20 protein-coding genes are annotated in these 22,633 nt (G+C 33.2%); 11 read left to right on the plus strand and 9 right to left on the minus strand.

Translation table 11 applies throughout. From position 1 onward, the window contains the following. Positions 1-210: 210 nt before the first annotated feature. On the minus strand, positions 211-1,194 hold the full coding sequence (gene bioB, locus PYW44_RS00435) for a biotin synthase BioB (protein ID WP_002511733.1): 984 nt from the start codon (positions 1,192-1,194) through the stop codon (positions 211-213). 270 nt (positions 1,195-1,464) lie between these two features. Between bioB and PYW44_RS00440 the strand changes: the two genes are divergently transcribed. Next, positions 1,465-2,883, plus strand: coding sequence for a sodium:solute symporter family protein (locus PYW44_RS00440; protein ID WP_021339369.1), 1,419 nt, complete (start codon positions 1,465-1,467; stop codon positions 2,881-2,883). A 130-nt stretch (positions 2,884-3,013) separates the two neighbouring features. Here the strand turns inward: PYW44_RS00440 and PYW44_RS00445 are convergent, their stop codons facing one another. Continuing rightward, positions 3,014-4,018, minus strand: coding sequence for an NADP-dependent oxidoreductase (locus tag PYW44_RS00445; protein WP_021339370.1), 1,005 nt, complete (start codon positions 4,016-4,018; stop codon positions 3,014-3,016). 189 nt (positions 4,019-4,207) lie between these two features. Here PYW44_RS00445 and PYW44_RS00450 point away from each other — a divergent pair, with 189 nt between their 5' ends. Both PYW44_RS00450 and PYW44_RS00455 read left to right on the plus strand, forming a co-directional pair. Beyond that, a complete protein-coding gene (locus PYW44_RS00450) occupies positions 4,208-4,549 on the plus strand; it encodes a helix-turn-helix domain-containing protein (protein ID WP_021339371.1) in 342 nt (113 codons plus the stop codon). Between the two features lie 72 nt (positions 4,550-4,621). Next, the gene (locus PYW44_RS00455; protein ID WP_021339372.1) at positions 4,622-4,981 is read left to right on the plus strand and encodes a DUF1304 domain-containing protein; all 360 of its coding nucleotides are present in this window, start codon (positions 4,622-4,624) and stop codon (positions 4,979-4,981) included. Between the two features lie 76 nt (positions 4,982-5,057). Here PYW44_RS00455 and PYW44_RS00460 read toward each other — a convergent pair whose 3' ends face one another. After that, on the minus strand, positions 5,058-5,822 hold the full coding sequence (locus tag PYW44_RS00460; RefSeq protein WP_021339373.1) for a 2OG-Fe dioxygenase family protein: 765 nt from the start codon (positions 5,820-5,822) through the stop codon (positions 5,058-5,060). Positions 5,823-6,231: 409 nt separating this feature from the next. Between PYW44_RS00460 and PYW44_RS00465 the strand changes: the two genes are divergently transcribed. From PYW44_RS00465 to PYW44_RS00475, 3 genes are all read left to right on the plus strand, one after another. After that, positions 6,232-7,611, plus strand: a complete 1,380-nt coding sequence (locus PYW44_RS00465) for an LLM class flavin-dependent oxidoreductase (RefSeq protein WP_021339374.1) — start codon at positions 6,232-6,234, stop codon at positions 7,609-7,611. Positions 7,612-7,636: 25 nt separating this feature from the next. Then, positions 7,637-9,136: a sodium:solute symporter family protein gene (locus tag PYW44_RS00470; protein WP_021339375.1), complete on the plus strand. Its 1,500-nt coding sequence runs from the start codon at positions 7,637-7,639 to the stop codon at positions 9,134-9,136. Positions 9,137-9,263: 127 nt separating this feature from the next. Beyond that, complete coding sequence (locus tag PYW44_RS00475; protein WP_002506312.1) at positions 9,264-9,653, plus strand: tautomerase family protein; 390 nt, start codon at positions 9,264-9,266, stop codon at positions 9,651-9,653. A gap of 105 nt (positions 9,654-9,758) precedes the next feature. On the opposite strand, the gene PYW44_RS00480 is transcribed toward PYW44_RS00475, so the two are convergent. Continuing rightward, positions 9,759-9,902, minus strand: coding sequence for a hypothetical protein (locus tag PYW44_RS00480; RefSeq protein WP_002506316.1), 144 nt, complete (start codon positions 9,900-9,902; stop codon positions 9,759-9,761). A 376-nt stretch (positions 9,903-10,278) separates the two neighbouring features. Between PYW44_RS00480 and PYW44_RS13420 the strand changes: the two genes are divergently transcribed. The 4 genes from PYW44_RS13420 (at position 10,279) to gtfB (ending at position 18,502) form a co-directional block, all read left to right on the plus strand. Next, positions 10,279-15,339 carry a YSIRK-type signal peptide-containing protein gene (locus PYW44_RS13420; RefSeq protein ID WP_142711453.1) on the plus strand — a complete coding sequence of 1,687 codons (5,061 nt, stop codon included), beginning with the start codon at positions 10,279-10,281 and terminating at the stop codon, positions 15,337-15,339. Positions 15,340-15,448: 109 nt separating this feature from the next. Next, positions 15,449-15,637, plus strand: a complete 189-nt coding sequence (locus PYW44_RS00490; protein ID WP_021339006.1) for a hypothetical protein — start codon at positions 15,449-15,451, stop codon at positions 15,635-15,637. A gap of 44 nt (positions 15,638-15,681) precedes the next feature. Then, complete coding sequence (gtfA, locus tag PYW44_RS00495) at positions 15,682-17,187, plus strand: accessory Sec system glycosyltransferase GtfA (protein WP_021339005.1); 1,506 nt, start codon at positions 15,682-15,684, stop codon at positions 17,185-17,187. Beyond that, positions 17,180-18,502, plus strand: coding sequence for an accessory Sec system glycosylation chaperone GtfB (gene gtfB / locus PYW44_RS00500; protein WP_021339004.1), 1,323 nt, complete (start codon positions 17,180-17,182; stop codon positions 18,500-18,502). Before gtfA ends, gtfB begins: the two co-directional genes overlap by 8 nt. Before the next feature lie 60 nt (positions 18,503-18,562). Here the strand turns inward: gtfB and PYW44_RS00505 are convergent, their stop codons facing one another. The 4 genes from PYW44_RS00505 to PYW44_RS00520 are packed head-to-tail and all read right to left on the minus strand — an operon-like array spanning position 18,563 to position 20,988. After that, on the minus strand, positions 18,563-19,198 hold the full coding sequence (locus PYW44_RS00505; RefSeq protein ID WP_021339003.1) for an ABC-2 transporter permease: 636 nt from the start codon (positions 19,196-19,198) through the stop codon (positions 18,563-18,565). Continuing rightward, the gene (locus tag PYW44_RS00510; RefSeq protein WP_021339002.1) at positions 19,198-20,040 is read right to left on the minus strand and encodes an ABC transporter ATP-binding protein; all 843 of its coding nucleotides are present in this window, start codon (positions 20,038-20,040) and stop codon (positions 19,198-19,200) included. Before PYW44_RS00510 ends, PYW44_RS00505 begins: the two co-directional genes overlap by 1 nt. Positions 20,041-20,068: 28 nt before the next feature. After that, positions 20,069-20,788, minus strand: a complete 720-nt coding sequence (locus PYW44_RS00515) for a DUF3169 family protein (protein WP_069802507.1) — start codon at positions 20,786-20,788, stop codon at positions 20,069-20,071. Continuing rightward, positions 20,785-20,988, minus strand: a complete 204-nt coding sequence (locus tag PYW44_RS00520) for a helix-turn-helix transcriptional regulator (RefSeq protein WP_002506324.1) — start codon at positions 20,986-20,988, stop codon at positions 20,785-20,787. The genes PYW44_RS00515 and PYW44_RS00520 overlap by 4 nt, the downstream gene beginning before the upstream one ends. 127 nt (positions 20,989-21,115) lie before the next feature. On the opposite strand from PYW44_RS00520, the gene PYW44_RS00525 reads away from it, so the two are divergent. Then, the gene (locus PYW44_RS00525) at positions 21,116-21,640 is read left to right on the plus strand and encodes a DUF3267 domain-containing protein (RefSeq protein ID WP_021338999.1); all 525 of its coding nucleotides are present in this window, start codon (positions 21,116-21,118) and stop codon (positions 21,638-21,640) included. Between the two features lie 10 nt (positions 21,641-21,650). Here the strand turns inward: PYW44_RS00525 and PYW44_RS00530 are convergent, their stop codons facing one another. Beyond that, a complete protein-coding gene (locus tag PYW44_RS00530; RefSeq protein ID WP_021338998.1) occupies positions 21,651-22,475 on the minus strand; it encodes an AraC family transcriptional regulator in 825 nt (274 codons plus the stop codon). Positions 22,476-22,633: the final 158 nt, after the last annotated feature.

Raw genomic sequence — 22,633 nt, forward strand, 5'->3', positions numbered from 1 at the left:
GTATTGTGGTTTGTTTTATATAGTGTTGCTTTGTATTGATTAGAAGTTTGGAAAAACTTAGTGAGCTGATTGGTTAAGAAGTATCATGATCTAAGTTAGCGTAAAGATTTGAGGTTAATATATTAAAGGATTTTAAAGTTATAGTTTGGGGATGAAATCAAATTTCATATTTTTGATTTCATCCCCAGTCTTTTTCATTAAAATAAAGTTTTATTCTTCTTGCAGTTCATTGTATCCAAAGTCAATTTCAAAACCTAAATCTTGAATCATTTTATAGTCTAGTTGATTTGGCTGTCCTCCAGTAATTAAATAGTCTCCTACAAATATTGAATTTGCAGCCTTCAAAGCTAAAGGTTGTAGTGAACGTAAATTAACCTCTCTACCGCCAGCAATTCTAATTTCTTTAGATGGATTAACGAGTCTAAATAAAGCAATTAGTCTTAAACATTTCATAGGAGTTAATTCATCCATTTCTCCGAACTTTGTGCCTTGAATAGGATGTAAAAAATTAATAGGAATACTATCGGCATCAATTTCTTTTAAGGCGAATGCCATATCAATAATATCTTGATTTGATTCTCCCATACCACAAATGACACCAGAACATGGTGAAATATTGTTTGCTTTCATAATTTCTAAAGTATTGGTTCTATCCTTATAAGTATGTGTAGTTACAACTGTTTCATGGTAGTTTTCGCTTGTATTTATATTATGGTTATATCTATCGACACCAGCTGCCTTGAGTTTTTTAGCTTGCTCATCATTGGTTAATCCAAGACATGCACATACTTTCAACTGTGGGTGATTTGATTTTATTTCTTCTACAGTTCTACTTATATGGTCAATTTCTTTATTACTTGGACCTCTACCGCTCATAACGATACAATAAGTGCCTATATTGTTTTCATGCGCTACTTTGGCACCACTAACGATTTGTTCTTCTGGCACTAAACTATAGCGCTGCTTTTGTTTCATATCCCTAGATTGACCGCAATAACCACAATCTTCAGGACAGATACCACTTTTTGCATTTAAAATCATGTTTAATTTTACTTTTTTGCCGTAATAGTGTTTTCTTAATATGTAAGCCTCGTTTAATAAATCTAATGTGTCTACGTTAGAATCTTCATATACATTTAGCAACGTATCTTTAGTTAATATTTTCCCTTGTAAAATGTTTTCAGCTAATTTCATATTAATTCTCCTCATTTCATTAGGCTTTAATAGTTTCTCCTTTTTATAATAAGGCTATTTCTATACAAATGTAAACTAAAATAAATAAATGGTTTACATTAACTCCGTACTAGCTGAAAATTCTGATGAGGGGGGAACAAGGTTTTATATTCAACTTGCTTAAGGAAGTCTAATAAAATTTACAAAAACTTAAAATTTGATTTGATTCATCTAAGTAGTCACGATAAACTAAAGTCATTGTAAAAAATATATTTACGAGGGGATAGTGTAGTGTTTAATAGTAGCGAACAATTAATTTTAGGATTTACGATCATTATTTATTTTATTTTTCTATTGCTCATGTCTGTATACATACAACGAAAAATTAAAACTTATGATGACTATAATATGGCAAGTAGAACGGTAACATTATGGCCACTGATTTTAACATTTGTCAGCACTGGTGTAGGTGGCGCGACATTGTTAGGTTATATGGAGAATGGTTATACATTAGGTATGGGACAGCAGTGGATTCATATCACTATGATGGCCGCTGTTATCGTACTTGCATTCTTTTTATTAAAACGTATTAGATTATTAGGTGAAAAGCACAATATGGTAACAATCGGTGATTATACTGCGCTTCGTTATGGAGAATCAGCACGTATTCCAACTGTTATCAGTTTCTTATTTGCTTATTGTGCGATGACAGGTATGCAGTTTGTTGCAATTGCTTCTATTTTAAATTTAACAATAGGATTAAATATGACAGCGGGTATTATTATAGGATGTATCTTGCTGACTATAAAAACTTATCTCGGCGGTTTAAAAGCTGTGATTTGGCAAGATGTTGTTCAAGGGACGATGCTAACGATTGGTATCATAGTACTATTCTTTGTGGTTATATTCTACTCAGGTAATTGGAGCGAAATTAAAGCTAATGCGAGTAGCCAAAATCAAAATGATATGTTGAACTTCCTTAATATCACACCAAATGAAATCTTAATTTATCTGTTAACATTAGCTTTTTATCAATTTATCAGACAAGATGTGTGGCAACGTATTTGGGCAGCTAAAGACTTGAAAACTGCGAGAAATGGTTATGGCCTCTCGATGATTATTGCGGTAGCATTAGGTGCAATGACAGTATTTATTGGTGTCTATGCTAAGTTTGGTTTGAATTTGGACATAGCAGAAACCCCATTAGTTTATTATAATGTCATCCAAAACGTGTTCCCATTTCCATTAGTCCTTGTAATGATTATAATATTATTAGCAGCAGTCATATCTAGTGCGGATTCCTTCTTTATTGCAGGTTCTTCATCTATAGCTAACGATATTATAAAACCAAATGTGAAAAGTGATAATCAGAATAAAATGCTGTTATATAGTAAACTTTCAGTGTTAATCGTAGCTGTGATTTCGTTAGTATTGGCGCTTATGATCCCAGGATTAGTAGATCTTATGGTAACAGGTACTGCAATGTCAGTTTCAGGCTTACTTGCGCCAGTGATGTTCGGTCTATTTTGGAAAAAACCTACGAAGCTTGCAGGTAACATTGCAATGTGGAGTGGGCTTGGTTCAGCAGTAATATGGCAAATACTAGGTCATCCGTTTGGTCTACATCCAATCTTAATTGGGTTGCCACTATCAATAATTATGTTATTACTTGTAACATTCTTTGGTAAAAAAGATTACGCAACAGTTTAAGCAAACAGTTCACCAAAAACTTTATAAAAAATAACAAAATCTCACTCATCTTATTTGATGAGTGAGATTTTTATTATAAGCTAATTGTGTTTTTTATATCATATACTTTCATATTAGATTATATCTCAAGTTATTCTTCTGATATTTTAACCACTTGTTTACCAAAGTTTTCACCAGAAAATAATTTTCTAAATGCATTAGGCAATTGATCAAAACCTTCATCGATTGTTACTTGTGATTTTATTTTATCTTCAGCTACCCATTTGGCAAGTTGTTCGCTTGCTTCTTTAAAATGCTCTGCAAACTGTCCTACTACAAAACCTTGCATTAGGGCTTGGCTTTTAACTAGTGTTTCCTGAATTCTTGGTCCCATTTCAGTTTGCGTATTATTGTAAGTTGAGATTGCACCACAAACAGGTACACGTGCAAATGTATTTAAATGTTTGAAAACTTCATCTGATAATTTTCCACCGACGTTTTCGTAATATACATCAATACCATTTGGTACAGATGCGGCAAGTTGTGCTTCAAAATCATCGCCTTTATAATCAACAGCCGCATCAAAGCCTAATGTGTCTGTTAAATATTGTGTTTTTTCTTTTCCACCGGCAATGCCAACTACTTTTGCGCCTTTTATTTTAGCAATTTGTCCTACTACAGACCCTACAGCGCCGGAAGCAGCAGATACAACAACTGTTTCTCCTTCTTTTGGTTTACCTATTTCCAACAAACCAGTATATGCTGTCATACCTGGCATTCCTAAAATGCTTAAGTATAAATGTAGAGGAACTTCTGTGGAAGGTATTTTAGTCACTTGATTAGCATCAGTAGTGATTATTCTTTGCCAAGGTAAGACACCCGTAACATAATCTCCTTCTTCCAAGTATTCTACTTCGGATTTTATAACTTTCGCTAAAACATGCCCATCAATTGGTTTGCCGATTTCATAAGGTTTAACGTAACTTTTTGAATCATTCATTCTTCCGCGCATATAAGGATCCACAGAAATATAAATAGATTTTAATTGTACTTCACCTGTACTAGGTTCCGCTGTTTGGATTGCTTCGTATTTAAAAGTGTCATCTTTAGGTAATCCTTCTGGTCTTTCGTTTAATACAATTTGTTCATTTTGCATAATAATCCTCCGTTTTAATGTTTTTTAATTAGTGTTTAAACTGACTTGCTTAAATAAAATGATTTCTTGTAATAATGATTGCTTTTGAACTATAAAAATCAAATCTTTTTAATTGTTTTTCCTCCTCTTGCGTGGTTATATAATAAGATAACAGTTAAACCTTAGTTTAAGAGAAGGGATGTGCTTACATTGGAAAAAATTTATATTGATCAAGTAGCAAGCATATGTGATATAAGTAAAAGTAAATTAAGATTTTATGAAAAAAAGGAGATATTAAAATTTATAGAAAGAGACACTAATAATAAAAGGCTCTATAGTAAAGATGATATTGAAATGATAAAATTCATCAAATGTTTAAGTAATTTGAATATGAGTTTAAAAGAAATCAAAAAAAATACAGGTATGTTATATGATAATGAAATAGATATAAAAACAATATTAGAAGTACATTTAGGGGTTTTAAATAACCAAAAAGAAGTATTGAACAAAAGAATTGGAGTTATTGAAGGAGAGTTACTTCAAATCACTTAATTTATTACTCTCCAGTTAAAGTTGTGATATTAATATATGGAAAGTTCATTTGAAAAAGAGGTGTATTCATTTATGAGTATTGTTACAGTAATTTTAGTTTTATTAGTTGCTATTGAATTTATATATATAATGATATTACAAACGATTAAAACGACTTCCCTTAGAACTAGTAAAATATTCAATATTAAGCAGGAAGAATTAAAAAAGCCCAATTTAAAGGTTCTTATGAAAAACCAAGGTGTATACAATGGACTTCTTGGTGTGATGTTATTATATGCGCTGTTCTTTTCCCATAATCCTAGAGAATTAATTACTTGTATTTTAATTTATATCATTTTAGTTGCCGTATATGGGGCAATTACTAGTCAAAAATCTATAATTTTAAAACAAGGCGGGCTCCCTATAATCGCACTTATTTCATTGCTTTTTTAGTTTGGATTTAACTTATTGCCGTAATGATGAACTTTAAAATCCCCCCTACTGTTATACAAGTAGGGGGGGGATTTTATTATTCGTCGACATCTGCAACAACTGTTTGTTGGTAATCAATTAATATGACAGATCTAAGACCTGTACCTTGTTCTGATCCTTTTTCAACTGGACTTACATAATGACTTACATTAGGGTCGTAAACGCCGTAGGATTCTAAAGGGTTCTCCATTTCAAAAACTTCTATTATATTGTTTTCATCAGTATCTTCCGGATTATTCCCAGCAGCTTCCGGTACAGCGATAGCATTCGTTCCACCAACAATATTCTTTCTTTCAATTAAATGAGCAAAAGTAAACGGCTCTCCGTCTTGGTGTAAACAGTTCGGTGAGGAAACAGCTTTATCTCCGTCATTTTCTACATACAATTTAACGAAATGCACACCCACATGAATCGGTAAAATTTTATCCTCTTCGTTCCAAAACGTTTCATGATAGTTGGCTATTATAATATCGTTCAACAATTTATTACTTCTTATATTTTCATCAATAGAATGGAATTCTCTATATGAGCCAGAATGTTCTGGATTAAACTTCCCTTGAAAATACGCAGAATAATCAACGCCATTTCTTTCAATGGTAGGAAGCCAAAAAGCATCTTCTGTGCCAGGTAACACGATTGCTCTAGAGTATCTTCTATATCTATTAAGGTTAGGGGCATAATCATCTTCAGGTAGATCAGCAAAGTACGCTAATATTTCATTATAATCTTGTTCAATACCCTCATAATTTAAACTTTTCATTAAATCATATCTTGAATAACCATCTTTTTGTAATTTATTCATTATTCAATAGTATCCTTTCTGTTTTTAAATCTAATAATGTTTGAATGTCCGTACTAATTGCGTCCAATTATTCATGATTCTTATATATGTGACTTAATAATCTCTTTTATATTTTATACCATTGTAAGTAGCAAACACAAATATCGATAAATTTTGATTTTCTAAAAATGAACAAAAACATTTTATCGATTTAATCCGACTATTCTTATATCATTTACCATTTTGGTGTTGACGAAGTATATAATATTCGCTATATTTACTAGCATAGATATTATCTGAAAATTCTATATATTGAGAATTTTCATCTTAGGAAATGAGTAAAGTAATTCAAAAATATTAAATTAAATTTTAAAATTTCCTCAACAGTCACTATTAAGCACAACGAAACTACATTTAGGAGGAAAAACATATGCCGAAGAAGCAGATACATTTTAATGGATTTGTTCAAAACTCACCATCCCCACATTCATCTGGATTATGGAAACATGACAAAGACCAAGGTGCACATCATAATCAATTAGATTATTGGATAAATATTGCGCAAACTTTAGAGAAAGGTAAGTTTGATTCTATATTTATTGCAGACGTTTTAGGAACATATAGTGTTTATAATCAATCGAGTGATGCTGCAATTAAGCATGCAGTTCAACTGCCTGCGCACGATCCTATACCGATTATTTCTGCTATGGCTGCAGTGACAAAACATATTGGCTTTGCCCCAACAATCTCTACTACATATGCACAACCGTATAGTTTAGCTAGGCAATTATCTACATTAGATCATTTAACTAATGGTCGTTTAGGTTGGAATGTTGTCACTTCTTATTTAGAAAGTGAAGCGATTAACTTAGGATTGAAAGAACGATTACCAAAAGATTTAAGATACAACAGAGCAGATGAATTTCTCCAAGTCGTTTATAAACTTTGGGAGGACAGCTGGGAAGATGGGTCTGTAGTTAACGATAAAGACACGGATACGTACGCGGACCCTGATAAAGTGCATGAAATTAACCACGAAGGTGAATTCTTTAGCGTGCCAGGACCCCATATAGTTGAACCATCACCTCAAAGAACGCCTGTATTATTTCAAGCAGGTGCTTCAGAAAAAGGTAAAACGTTTGCGGCGAAACATGCAGAAGCAGTGTTCACGAAACATACCTCAGTAGAATCATTGAAACGCTATGTAGACGATATACATACTAGAGCTGAACAGCATGGCAGAAGTAAAGAAGATATTTTAGTATTCCCTATGGTACTCCCAATTATCGGAGAAACAGAAGAAGAAGCCTATCAAAAATATGAAGCATTAACAGAGCATATTAGCTATGAAGGTTCCGCATCATTATTAAGTGGACATACAGGCATTGATTTTTCAGAGTATGACCCAGATCAGTATATAGAAGATATTGAGACTGAAGCGATGCAAGGCAATCTTAATATGTATACCAAAGACCCACACCATAAATGGACACTCAGAGAAGCTGTGAAAAATCATGGTCTAGGCAATGGCACAGCTAAATTTATTGGAACGAAAGAGCAAGTCGCTGACAAGTTTGAAGCATGGGCAGTTGAAGGTGGGGCCGCTGGGTTTAATATCGCCCAAAGCTATTCACCTGGTACATTTGAAGAATTTGTCGATTATGTTATCCCTGAATTACAAAAAAGAGGTCTATATAGAACAGAATACGAAGGCACAACACTTCGTGAAAATATGTTCGGTAAAGATCAAAAAACAATAAAGGAAAATCATCCAGCAAAAAACAAGAGTGCAGCGAATACTCTTATATAAATTAATAATAAAGGAGTAAAGAACAATGGATGAAATTACTCTCTATACATGGATAGGCTTCATATTATTTATGATAGTCATGGTTATTGTCGGTTATATCAGTTCACGTAAGATGAAAAATATTGCTGATTTTGCCACTGGTGGCGGTAACATTGGGCCTAGAGTGCTTGGACTATCATTTGCAGCAACATACTTAAGTGCAGCCACCTTTTTAGGCTATCCCGGTTGGTCATATGAATGGGGTCTTAATAACTTATGGTTATTTCTAGCCATGTTTATTGGTGGACCTACGGGTGTCTTAATGGTGGCTAAAAAGGTAAGGAAATTGAATACAAATCAAAAATCTTTATCGCTTCCAGATTGGTTAGGAGATTTTTACGATAGTGATATAATGCGCGTAGGTACTGGCATTATCCTTCTTTTTAATATATTTTATATAGCCAGCCAGTTTGTTGCAGGCGCAAGGATTTTTGAATATTTACTCGGTATGTCTTACTTTAGCGGACTCGTCTTTATTGCGGTTATTGTTGTACTTTACGTATACGTTGGTGGCGCACTTGCAGATATCTATACCGATGCGATTCAAGTTGTAATTATGGCCATTGCAGGTCTTGCTGTATTTATCTCAGGAATTGTTATTTTTTGGAAAGGGAGTATAACAAGTACATTTGCTGGTATCGCAAATAATTTATCTAACCAAAATGAAAATTTAGTTAAGGTATTTAATCCAGAATCTGTACATTTCAACTCTTTTGCCATGGTTTTAGGTGCAATCGTTATACAGTGGGCGTTTGCTTCTGCACCACATTTATTCAATAAAATATTAGGTTTGAAAAATGAAAAAGATTTAGGAAAAATGATTAATACTTATATTATGGTCACGGGGCTATGTCTACTCGTGCTATTCGGTGGTATATTCGCTCGTGTCGCGCTTGGAGATAGTGTCGAAACGTCAGACTTAGCACTGCTTGACTATATCATTTGGGCATTTCCTGCAGTGATTGTAGCACTTTTCGGTGTGGTCATTTTAGCTGCAGCAATGTCGACAACAGATGGATTATTTGTATCTATTTCTACAGTATTTGCGAATGATATATTCTTGAAGTTCTTAGTTAAAAGAAAAATAATAAATATTAGTGATGAAAAAGCGAATAGAATTGCATTTCAAATAAGTAAAATCAGTGTGCCAATTGTAGGTTTATTATCATTTTTACTTGTTTTACAACCACCAAAGCATATGAGTGACATTATGTGGATTGGAATATCAGGCATCGCAGCGGGCACATTAGGTCCTATCTTACATGCCATATACGCTAAAAGGAAAGCACCAGCGAGAGCAGCAGAGTTATCTATGTTTGTAGGGCTAGGTTCATATTTAGTCATTTACTTCGGCGGTATTATTCCAAGTACTATGTCGGCAGGGGCAGTAGCAACATTTATCGGTATCGCAACAATTACAATTGCTGCATTTTTCATCAAGCCAAAAGATAATCAAAAATATAATGTAGAAGAAGGTAATAATTAATGTTTGTTAATGAGATGTTATCGATATGGTTATATGGTTTTCTAGGAATGTTTGTTGTAGTGTTTATTTCGTTAAAAGTCGGATATTCAAATAAAGATAAATAAATAATTTTAAAAGGAGCATTTACATGCCATTAATTAAATTAGACATGATCAAAGGTAGAGAAAAAGAGGAAATCAAAAGTATTTTAGATATCACATATAACGTGATGTTAGATGCGTTTCAAGCACCAAAAGGTGATAAATATTTAATTGTTAATCAACATGAGGACTATGAAATGGAAATATTAGATACAGGCTTAGGCATCGAAAGAACGGATGACGTGATTGTATTTACTATCGTTTCAAGACCGAGAACAAAAGAACAAAAAACGACATTCTACAAAAATTTAGTGAATACGTTACATGAAAAAGTAGGCATTCGTAAAGAAGATATTATGATTAGTTTAGTAGAAAATACCGATGAAAACTGGAGTTTCTTTAACGGTGAAGCACAATTTTTAACAGGTGATTTATAATCTAACTAAAGGACATATTATTTCGTTAGATGACAACACTTATATAAAGCATAAAAAATACACTTCCACTTTGTAGCGGAAGTGTATTTTTGTGTTTATCAAAAATTAGAATTTATCTTTTAAGTCTTTAGCTTTATCTGTTGCTTGGTCTTTCAATTCTTCTTTTTTCTCGTCGTCATTTTTAATTTCGTTGGCCTTATCTTTAGCTTTATCTGTTGCTTGATCTTTATACTCGTCAAACTTACTCATAAATAAACGCCTCCTTAAAATGTTATATTACTATGATTCCACATATCAAAGAAGTTAAACATATTTATTTTTAACTTTTTCCATAATAAAGAAAATATTTTAAAACCTAGACAAAACCTGTGCTATAAAGCATTAGATTTGTCTTTTAGTTTTATTATATAACCATAAAATCTAATGAGAAAACGTTTTCAAAAAACACATTTTTCAACCGTAAAAAGTATTAAAAATTAATCTTTATTAAGTTGAATTCTAATTAAAATATAAAAATAAACGTGAATAATACGAAAAAAATAATTTTTTTAATAAAGGAATAGTATTTTTTATGAATACAATGTAATATGTAATCATACCTAATATTAGAGGGGGAGTTTATGCAGTGAGAGAGAGACAGAGGTTTTCTATAAGGAAATTGGGAGTTGGCGTTGGATCTGTATTGATTGGTCTTACGATTTTTGCAACAAGTGGGAACGTTGCATCGGCTGATGAGAGACAAAATAAGGGAGATAGTTTTGAATCCGTCGTGTCAGATAAAAGTGTAGGCGAAATTGGGAGCCCTATACAAAATGATACAGAAAAGCCAAGTGAAGATGAAAAAGGTACGATTGAAACTGCTCAACAAGAAATTGAAAATGTGAAAGCTGAGAATACATCAGAAGTTTCACAAGAAAAGTCAGAATTATCAAACGAAAGTAAAGAAGAAGTAACACAAGAAGAGATAACAACATCAACAGAAGATGTGAAAAGTACGGAAGAAGTTTCACAAGAAACACCAAAAGCATTACCTGAAGATGAGAAAAACATAGATGAGGTAACACCAGAAGAGCAAGAACCAGTAACTGAAGATGTGAAAAGTACGGAAGAAATTTCACAAGAAAAATCAGAATTATCAAACAAAAGTAAAGAAGATGTATCAGAAGTAGCACAAGAAGAGCCAGTGACACCGACAGAAGATGGAAAAGATACAGAAGAAGTGACACAAGAAGATACGAAAGAATTACCAAAAGATGAAAAAGACACAGAAGAAATAATCGAAGAAGATACAGAAACGTCGCCTAAAGATGAAAAAGATACAGAAGAAGTACCTGAAGAAGATACGAAAACATCACCTGAAGATGAAAAAGACAAAGAAGAAGTGACACAAGAAGATACAAAAACATCACCTGAAGATGAAAAAGACACCGAAAAAATAACCGAAGAAGATACAGAAACAGCGCCTGAAGATGAAAAAGACACAGAAGAAATACCTGAAGAAGATACAGAAACGTCGCCTGAAGATGAAAAAGATACAGAAGAAGTGACACAAGAAGATACAGAAACGTTACCTGAAGACGAAAAAGACACAGAAGAAATAACACAAGAAGACTCGGAAATATCACCTGAAGATGAAAAAGAAATAATTGAACCGGCTGAAGAAGGATCAAAATCAGAAGATGAAGATATAGCAGAAACAAATGCGACACTTCAACGAAGAGCAGATGTAAATAATCAAGCTACTGAAGGTATACAAACCTATGCTGCGCTTGCAGATGTTACACTTTTGGATAATATGGAGCTAACAGCGACTCATAATAATGGTGTATTAAATCTACAATTAGAGGGGAGACCTTTAGTTGGTTTAGGCGTAGGAAATACGTATCCAACATTCCAATTGTCTCCACAATTCCGTGATTTAATGACAGATCCTAATTTTTTAAATGCTATAGAATTAGATTATGATTTACCAGGATTGCTTGGTGTATTAAGAAATACTGGAACTTTACAGGGCAACGAATTGACGATTGACCCTAATACGGGTGTAGTTTACGGGACAGTTGAAAATTTAGTGAATTTAGGTGTTGGTAGTAGAGTTACTTATAATTTGATGATTGATTTAAACCAATTGACAGAAAATGGTATGTTACCTGAATCTGATCTACCAGGAAGACAAGAATATAATTTTTCATCAGCTGCGGGTAGTGGTTTAATAAATGTTGATCTTCTCGCAAACAGCGGAAATGACACATCTATTGTTATAGAAAACGAAGAGGATTCAGAGTCCATTAGTGAAAGCGAATCATTGAGTACGTCAGAGTCACTCAGCGAAAGCGAATCATTAAGTGATTCCGAATCACTAAGTGAAAGTGAGTCATTGAGTGCCTCCGAGTCATTAAGCGAGAGTGAATCGTTAAGTACGTCAGAATCGCTAAGTGAAGTTGAAAGTGAATCACTAAGCGAAAGCGAGTCATTGAGCGCATCAGAGTCGCTAAGTGATAGCGAATCAATGAGTACATCGGAATCACTAAGCGAGAGCGAGTCATTGAGTGAGTCAGAGTCACTAAGCGATAGTGAATCATTGAGCACATCAGAATCACTAAGTGAAAGTGAGTCATTGAGTGCATCTGAGTCACTAAGCGAAGTAGAAAGTGAATCATTAAGCACGTCGGAATCACTAAGCGAAAGCGAGTCGTTGAGCACTTCTGAATCATTAAGCGAAAGCGAGTCATTGAGCACATCAGAATCACTCAGCGAAAGCGAGTCATTGAGCGCATCAGAGTCACTAAGTGAAAGTGAGTCGTTAAGCACATCAGAATCACTCAGCGAAAGCGAGTCATTGAGCACATCAGAGTCGTTAAGCGAGAGCGAATCGTTGAGCACTTCTGAATCATTAAGCGAAAGTGAGTCGTTAAGTACTTCTGAATCACTCAGCGAAAGCGAGTCATTGAGCGCATCAGAGTCACTAAGCGATAGTGAATCATTGAGCACATCAGAGTCACTAAGCGATAGTGAATCATTGAGTACATCAGAGTCACTAAGCGATAGTGAGTCGTTAAGCACATCAGAATCACTCAGCGAAAGCGAGTCATTGAGCACTTCTGAATCATTAAGCGAAAGTGAGTCGTTAAGTACTTCTGAATCATTAAGTGAAAGCGAGTCATTGAGCACATCAGAGTCGCTAAGCGAAAGTGAATCATTAAGCACGTCAGAATCACTAAGTGAAAGTGAATCATTAAGTACGTCAGAATCACTAAGTGAGAGTGAATCGTTAAGCACATCAGAGTCGTTAAGCGAAAGCGAATCGTTAAGTACGTCAGAATCACTCAGCGAAAGTGAATCATTAAGCACGTCGGAATCACTAAGCGAAAGTGAGTCGTTGAGTACATCAGAATCATTAAGTGAAAGTGAATCATTGAGTACATCAGAGTCATTAAGCGAGAGTGAATCACTAAGCACATCTGAATCACTAAGTGAAAGCGAATCATTGAGTACATCAGAGTCATTAAGCGAGAGTGAATCACTAAGCACATCTGAATCACTAAGTGAAAGCGAATCATTGAGCACATCCGAATCACTAAGCGAGAGTGAATCATTAAGTACGTCAGAATCACTCAGCGAAAGTGAATCATTAAGCACGTCGGAATCACTAAGTGAAAGTGAATCATTAAGCACATCTGAATCATTAAGTGAAAGTGAGTCGTTAAGTACATCAGAATCACTAAGCGAAAGTGAATCATTAAGTACGTCGGAATCACTCAGCGAAAGTGAGTCATTGAGTACATCGGAGTCACTAAGTGAAAGTGAGTCATTGAGTACATCGGAGTCATTAAGCGAGAGTGAATCATTAAGTACGTCAGAATCACTAAGCGAAAGTGAATCATTGAGTACATCGGAGTCATTAAGCGAAAGTGAGTCGTTGAGTACGTCGGAATCGATCAGCGAGAGCGAGTCATTGAGTACATCAGAATCATTAAGTGAAAGTGAATCATTGAGTACATCGGAGTCATTAAGCGAGAGTGAATCATTAAGTACGTCAGAATCACTAAGCGAAAGTGAATCATTAAGCACGTCAGAATCACTAAGTGAAAGTGAATCATTGAGTACATCGGAGTCATTAAGCGAAAGTGAGTCGTTGAGTACGTCGGAATCGATCAGCGAGAGCGAGTCATTGAGCACATCAGAATTACTAAGTGAAAGCGAATCGTTAAGTACTTCTGAATCACTCAGCGAGAGCGAGTCATTGAGTACGTCAGAATCACTAAGTGAGAGCGAGTCATTGAGTACGTCAGAATCACTAAGTGAGAGCGAGTCGTTAAGCACATCCGAATCACTCAGAGAAAGCGAGTCATTGAGTACATCGGAATCACTAAGCGAGAGTGAATCATTAAGTACATCGGAATCACTCAGCGAAAGTGAGTCATTGAGTACATCCGAATCACTCAGCGAAAGCGAGTCATTGAGCGCATCAGAGTCACTAAGCGATAGTGAATCATTGAGCACATCAGAGTCACTAAGCGATAGTGAATCATTGAGTACATCAGAGTCACTAAGCGATAGTGAGTCGTTAAGCACATCAGAGTCACTAAGTGAAAGCGAATCGTTGAGTACATCAGAGTCACTAAGCGATAGTGAGTCGTTAAGCACATCCGAATCACTAAGCGAAAGCGAGTCATTGAGCACATCTGAGTCGCTAAGTGATAGCGAATCAATGAGTACGTCTGAGTCACTAAGTGAAAGTGAATCATTAAGCACGTCAGAATCACTAAGTGAAGTAGAAAGTGAATCATTAAGTACATCCGAATCATTAAGTGAAAGCGAGTCGTTGAGTACGTCTGAGTCACTAAGCGAAAGCGAATCGTTGAGCACTTCTGAATCATTAAGCGAAAGTGAGTCGTTGAGCACTTCAGAATCACTAAGTGAAAGCGAGTCATTGAGTGAGTCAGAGTCACTAAGCGATAGTGAATCATTGAGCACATCAGAATCACTAAGTGAAAGTGAATCATTGAGTACATCTGAGTCACTAAGCGAAAGTGAATCATTAAGTACATCGGAATCACTAAGTGAGAGTGAATCGTTAAGCACGTCAGAGTCACTAAGCGAAGTAGAAAGTGAATCAATGAGTACTTCTGAGTCATTAAGCGAAAGTGAGTCATTGAGTGAGTCAGAGTCACTAAGTGAAAGTGAATCATTAAGCACGTCAGAGTCACTAAGTGAAAGTGAATCATTAAGTACGTCGGAATCACTAAGTGAAAGCGAATCGTTAAGCACATCTGACTCATTAAGTGAAAGTGAATCAATGAGTACATCAGAGTCATTAAGCGAGAGCGGATCAATGACTTCATCTGATCCAAATAATTCATTAGATTCTACAAACACAGTAGAAGCATCAAACAATTTATCAGGTTCTACAAACTCAGCAGAAGCAACGAACAATTCATCAAGTTCTATAGACACAGCAGAAGCATCAAACAATTCTTCAGATTCTACAAATACATTAAAATCAGCAAATGATTCAGGTTTTGAGAATGAAGCGAATCAAAATGATAAAGATAAAGACAAAGATTCAGAGTTACCAGATACAGGTGACGATACAACGAAGAATGGATTGTTAGCAGGTATTCTTGGACTAGGTGGTTTAGCACTACTGAGAAGACGTCGTAAAAAAGAAACTGATAATAATTAATAACATTTGATTTGAAAATCAATACAAAATACAGCTGAGGATATTCTCCTTGGCTTATTTTGTTATAATAAGTTAATAAATATTTCTATAGTTATAGGAAGTGTAATATATGAGTGAAAATATAAATGAAAAAGAAGAATTAGATGAAATAAATAAACAAATTGAAGAAGAATTAAATGAATATGATGCTGAAAAAGATCAACAAAAAGCAAAAAAAGAATTTCTGACACTTAAGTTCTTTGGCACGTCTATTATATTGACCTTTATGATTTTTAGCATAGTGAAATTGTTTGTTTGATAAGTAAAATTGTGATTTTAACTTTAGTTATTGAGGTGTAATACATGACGATATATAACATGAACTATGGCATTGGATGGGCAAGTAGTGGTGTAGAGTATGCGCAACTTTACAGAGCTCAAGCTTTAAGAGGAAGAGCGGAAACATTAAAGTTTGTGTTTTTAGAATTTATAAAAACTGAAAATATACAAACCTTAACAAAAAATTTAGGGTTTAATGATGATGAAGTGGTATGGTTATACCAATTTTTCACAGATATAAAAATAGCACCTTCAAGTGTTAAATTAGATGAGATTATTCAATCACTCAATGACGACATCACTAAAACAGAAGCTGAAGGAAAAATTAAAAAGTATTTTTTTAATAAAAGCAGTAACTATATCGTATGTCATTTGAAAGACGAAGATAGCGATATTGTTGATAGAGTCGAATATGTATCAAGAGGGAAGTTACTACGCAAAGATTATTATTCTTATGTACGTGTCTTTTCAGAGTATTACGCCCCCGAAGATAATATGGCTAAATTATATATGAGAGTCTTTTACAATGAAGACGGTTCTACAGCATATAATGAATATGTAAATGGTGATGATAGTATGTTTGTCTTTAAAGATAGAATACTATATTCCAAACAAAATTTTATTGCATATTTCATGGAAAAACTTCAGTTGTCGCATGAAGATATGATTTTATTAGATCGCTCAAAAGATATTGGTCAAGTTATGATAGAAAATAAAAATCAAGCTAAATTAGGTGTAGTGATTCATGCAGAACATTATAATGCATCGACAACGAACGACGATTATATACTTTGGAATAATCATTATGAATATGTATTCACTAATGCGCAGGAAATTGATTTCTTTATCACAGCAACGGAAATTCAAAATAAACTGCTGACAGAACAATTTGAAAAGTATAATCATATCATGCCTAAAATATATACAATACCTGTAGGCAATTTAACAACTTTAACACAACCTTTAAATAGAAAACCTTATTCTATTATTACTGCTTCAAGATTAGCAGCTGAAAAACGTGTAGATTGGTTAGTTAAAGCAGTCGCAATTGCGAAACAACAAAGACCTGAAATAACATTTGATATATATGGAGAAGGTGCTCAAAAGCAGACATTGCATAACCTTATTCGTGAAAATAATGCAGAAAGTTATATCACTTTACATGGCCATGTAAATTTAAATCAAGTATATAAGAATTATGAATTGTTTCTATCAGGATCAACGAGTGAAGGCTTTGGACTAACATTGATGGAAGCGATTGGTTCAGGATTAGGGCTTATTGGTTTTGATGTTAATTATGGAAATCCGACTTTTATTGAGGACAAAGAAAATGGCTATCTCATACCTATTAAATTAAATGTAGAGTCAGAGTCAGAAATAGTAGGAAAAATTGCTGAAGCTATAATTCGATTTTTTGAAAATGATACAAATGATTTCCATGAGGCATCTTATAAAGTTGCTGAACAATTTACACAAGATGCTGTAAAAATCCAATGGAATAATTTAATTGAAGAGGTGCTTTATGATTAATTTATTTGAAGCTTTCGATAAACAAACAATAGTCCTTTATAATTCATTTAAATTTTCTGGTATGAATAGACAAACAATCGTTATTGAAGCAGATGGCTTTCTTCCTGATGATGTTAAAACCCCATATGAATTTTTTGCAGAAAATGAAAATTTGCCAGTTAAACCATTATTTTTTAACCAAGTTAAAACACCGAAATTCTGGTTGATTGAAGGCAATAATAACGATGCTGTAATTAAAGATACAGGAGATATTAAAGCGAGAATTATTTATAAAAAGAATTATAAACATAGAATCGTAGAACGTATCGAGTGGTTAAATAAACAAGGACATACGCAGTATATTGATTATTATAATAAATACGGATACAGTTATGCACAAGTAGTATTGGATCCTAATACCCATAAAAGAATATTAAAACGTTACTATAACGCTAAAGGTGAAGTGTTTATGGTTGAGAATTTCATCACAAATGATGTTATTTTGAATTGGCAAGGCAAAGAATACTTCTTCCATTCGAAAATACAATTTGTTAATTTCTATATCCAAGTTGCAGGGTTAGAATCAGAACAATTTTTAATCAACTCATTTTCAGTACCAGCCGCAGTGATGAATGGTTTAAGCGAGCCTAGCAATGATTATTTTTATTGGCAAGGTGATATTACGAGCGATATTATTCGTCATATGGAAAATATACTATCTAAAGAACGTAGATCATTCAGTATTATTGTGCCGAGCGATGAAGCCTATGAACAACTTAAATCATCCATTAGTGATAAATGGAAAAATAGAATATATAAATCTGGATATGTATATAAATTCCTGAAGTCTAATAATCATTCTAACCAAGTGCTAACACTAACAAATTCTGACCAAATACCGCATTTAGAACAAATTGTACAAGCACATCCACATTTAGATTTTCATATTGCAGCTATGACTGAAATGTCTAAGATATTAATGAACTTGAATAAATATACCAATGCTAAATTATATCCAAATGCTAAAAAGACTGAATTTAAAGCACTTTATAAAAAATGCGATATCTATTTAGATATTAATAAAGGCAACGAAATATTAGATGCAGTTAGGGCAGCTTTTGACTACAAACTATTAATTTTAGGTTATGATGCCACTGCACACAATAAGGTAGTAACAGCACCAACTCATTTATTCGATGTAGAGCATCCTGATATGCTAATCAGTGCGTTAGAGGAAGTTACACAACACAATGACACATTCGATAATTACTTAGAATTACAATTACAACAAGCTAATGCTATCGATAAAACAACATTTATTGAATCAGTAAATTAATAAATCACACAATAATAAAAACTCCCAATGACTTTATAATTAAGTCATTGGGAGTTTTTGCTAGAGTTCTTGTTTATTAAATATTTTAATTGATGAAATGTATGAAACTATTAATAAAATAATACCTAAAAGTGCATAGGTACTAACTACGAGTAAATTACTTGTTAGGTTAGCTATACCTTCAATTGATCCAGATGAAGCGAGAATTGGCATAATAAATCCAAAGAATACTAGGAAAAATAAAGCTATTACTATAAAAGATGTTGTGATTAAAATAACATTTGAATTTTCTGGTCCAAATTTAAATGTTAAAGGGAACATTATAGCGTATGAACCAGCGCCACCTATACCTATTAACATAGATACTAACGTGAGATTTAAATTTTGTGTTATGAGTGCTAATGGTATAACACCGATGATAAGTCCTATTAAAATAAGAACACCGTAGAAGATGAAATAACTGTTTACATATGCACTTCTACCTTTAGGTAAAGTCGACACATAATACATCCATTTTGAATCCTTCTCATGTTTAATGTTATCAGTTACAGGTGAAATAAGAAAAATCATTGGTAAAAAACATGTCATGATAGGGTTCATAAATGTGAATAGTATACTAGCGACAATACCTACAATTAAGTAAGTAAAGAGTGATTTTTTTGATGAGTAATAACTGCTAAGTGTTAATCCCTTCATTATTTATCACCTCTCATAATTAATTTGGTTGCGTCATCAATATTTTGCAAAGGTCTCGCATTTGTTATTTGGCTGCGATTATTGATTAAAGTAGTCCTCGTGTTATTACGAGCCCTTGAAGCTACAATAAGATTAGTTGGAATATTGAAATCTTCTTCAGGTTGCTCAACAATGCCATAATTATCCAACAAATTTTGTTTATTTTCTTCAAAAATAACTTTGCCATCTCGCATAAATACTAGTTTAGTTGCAAGCTGTTCAATATCTTCTGAAATATGAGATGAAATTAAAATCCCATTATCTTCTTCTATGTAATCCTCTAACATTTCAATAACTTCTTCACGACTTGAGACATCCATACCGGCAGTAGCTTCATCAAGAATGAGAAGTTTACTTTCATGTGCTAACGATATTGTCAAAGCAGCTTTCATACGCATACCACGTGAAAAGGATTTGATTGCATTATTATTAGGTAACTCAAATTTATCGATTATTGAAAAGAATTTTTCGCTATTCCATGATTGATAAATATTAGAAAACACTTTATCAATTTCTTTGATTGTTAGTTTGTTTGGTACACGTAAATCATCAAATACAACACCAATATTTTCTTTATAGTTGGAATCACTTTCTGTTATAGTTTCATCGAAAAAAATGACTTCTCCACTGTCTTTAAAGCGATTTCCTACCAATGTATTAATCAGTGTAGATTTACCCGAACCATTTTTCCCAATTAAACCTACAACTTCTCTTGGTTTGATTGATAGTGAAATATCGGAAAGGTGAAAGTCAGATTTTGTGTAAGACTTATTTAAATTTTGAACTTTTAAAAGATGTTCCATAGATACACTCTCTTTCTATATATTATATTTATAAATAAAATTTACGGACTTTTAACATATAACCAAATGCATTATAAATAAAAAGAATAATAATAAGGAGCAATCCTAAAAGTTGGTTGATGCCAGTAATTAATGAGAATAAACCTAATATCATTCCACCAATAATCAATAAAGTAAGATTGATATGATAAATTTTGAACATAGAGACGAGTGTTATATGACGTTCGCCTTCGTCCATGATGTCTAGAATTTTCTCCGTATACTGAGCTTCACCTTGTTTTGGATAACGACTATCAAATTTCCTTACAAAGAAACCAATCATTAGAGAAGGAATAATTGTGATTAAATATGGAATAATAGGGTAAAAAATGTCCCCCTCAGAAGCATTTACCATCACTATAATAAGCATACAAATTAAACTAATTAGAATTTGAACATAATAAATGAAGCTCGTTCTCATAAACATCATATTTGCCTTCTCTTCATATTCATCAGCTTGTTGCCCCTCTATATCATGGTTCAATTTTGATTTGAATGTGAGTGCATTTTTTTGAACTTTATATAACACTAGCGTAAGGATTATATTAATGAGGGATGCAATGAGACAAACAATGATTGTAATTTCGTGGCTTGCGAAACTTATGTTTGAAAAATGACCGTTATTTTCAAATATGCCAAAGGATAGGCCAATAATACCACCAATGAGTCCTCCTACTAAAACAAGCAATAAATAGCGTCCTACTTTCATAAATCTTCCTCCTCAATTATGAAGATGTTTTCAACGGGTTCATTAAATATGCGAGCAATTTTAACAGCTGTCAGAATTGATGGCATAAAATCATTACGTTCTATTAAAGAAACAGTTTGTCTAGAAATTCCTGCGTTTTTAGCAAGTTGTGTTTGATTATAGCCATCACGTGCACGTAATTCTTTAAGTCGATTGCGCATTATTGATCAACTCCTTAGGGTTAATATATATTACTTTTGTCATTTTGACAACTATATTTGTCAAAATGACATGTATCGTGTATGTTATATGTGAGAAATTTATAATATGAAGAGGGGAGTCATTATTATGAAAAAAATTGATATTATAGGTAATGATTCGTTAATAAAGGCATTTTCTAAATATCAAATCGCCTTATGTATTGTTTTTGGTGGCGTGTTTTTTGTCATGGTAAAGATGTCTGATACTATTGATATTTTCGATTCAATGTTAGCTAATATATTTATTGGAATAGGGTTATTTATAGGGACATTTATCGTACATGAATTAATTCATGCTTTGTTTTTCAAATTATTTTCACCATTGAATAAGGTGAATTTTGGGATGGCTAACGGCATGATATATTGTGCAATACCAGGGGGAAGCTTTACGCCATTAACTTTTGCTATAAGTGCAATAGCACCATTTGTAATTATTACTTCAACTTTCATCATAACTTTTTGTATGGGAATTTTACCCAAAGTGTTCTTTTTATCATTTGCTACCATGCATACAATGTCATGTGTTGGAGACTTTTATTGGGTGATTAAAATGATACAAACGCCTAAGCATTCTAAGATTGAAACTACAGATAGTGGCATTGTTATCAGTTAAAACTTGGAAGTTACGAAAAATTATTTCGATATTCAGACGCACTAATTTCAAAATGCTTTGTAAAATTTTTAGAAAATAGTAAAGGATCCTTATATCCGACTTTACTTGAAACTTCACATATCATGTTATTCGTATGTATAAGTAATTGAGATGCATGATACATACGGATATATGTTAAGTATGCTTTGGGAGAACAATTTAAATTCTTCTTAAACAGCTTGAATAAATGACTGCGAGTGACATTAACATATTGCGCAACATCAACGACACTAATATTCTTGTGATAGTTTGAATTGATAAATTCGACTGCTTTTTGGATATCTTCGTTAACAATATCGACGTTAACTGAGAAATTTTTAGGAAACTGTTCTTGTAGCATATAAACTAATTGGTATATATGCTGCATGATTAAAATATCATGTGAGTTGCTAGACGCAATGGTTTTTGAAAGATTACAGATATTTTGGATCGTTTTTTTAATTTCAGAAGTGTCTTTACCTTTAATGACGTGATCATCAACGATATAACTGCGTGCTAAATAATCTAGAATCTGTTTACCGCTAATACCAACCCAATAATAAGTCCAAGGTTTTGAAAATGAAGGCTTATATTCAACTTCCATACCTTTTTCTAGTAAAAACATATCGCCTTTTTTTAAGTTAAAACTCTCCCCATTATATTTAAAAATACCTTCACCATGAGTCACGATATGTATGACAGATGTTTGGAAAACTGTATAATTATAACCTACGTTTGGTACACCGACTTCAATACCACATTCTACTAAATTAGCATCTATTAACTTTTTGCTAAATTTTTTCCATAAAACTTGCATAACACACCTCTCAATTCATTATATTGAACTTCTTTAGACTTATATAACCACATTATAATAACAAAATGCAACATTTTGCCATATAACATCATCATTATGCTATTCATTACACGCACTTTAAGTTGGTAAAATGACATTAACATATATGTAAACGCTTT

The sequence above is a fragment of the Staphylococcus equorum genome (assembly GCF_029024965.1).
GTDB lineage: Bacteria > Bacillota > Bacilli > Staphylococcales > Staphylococcaceae > Staphylococcus > Staphylococcus equorum.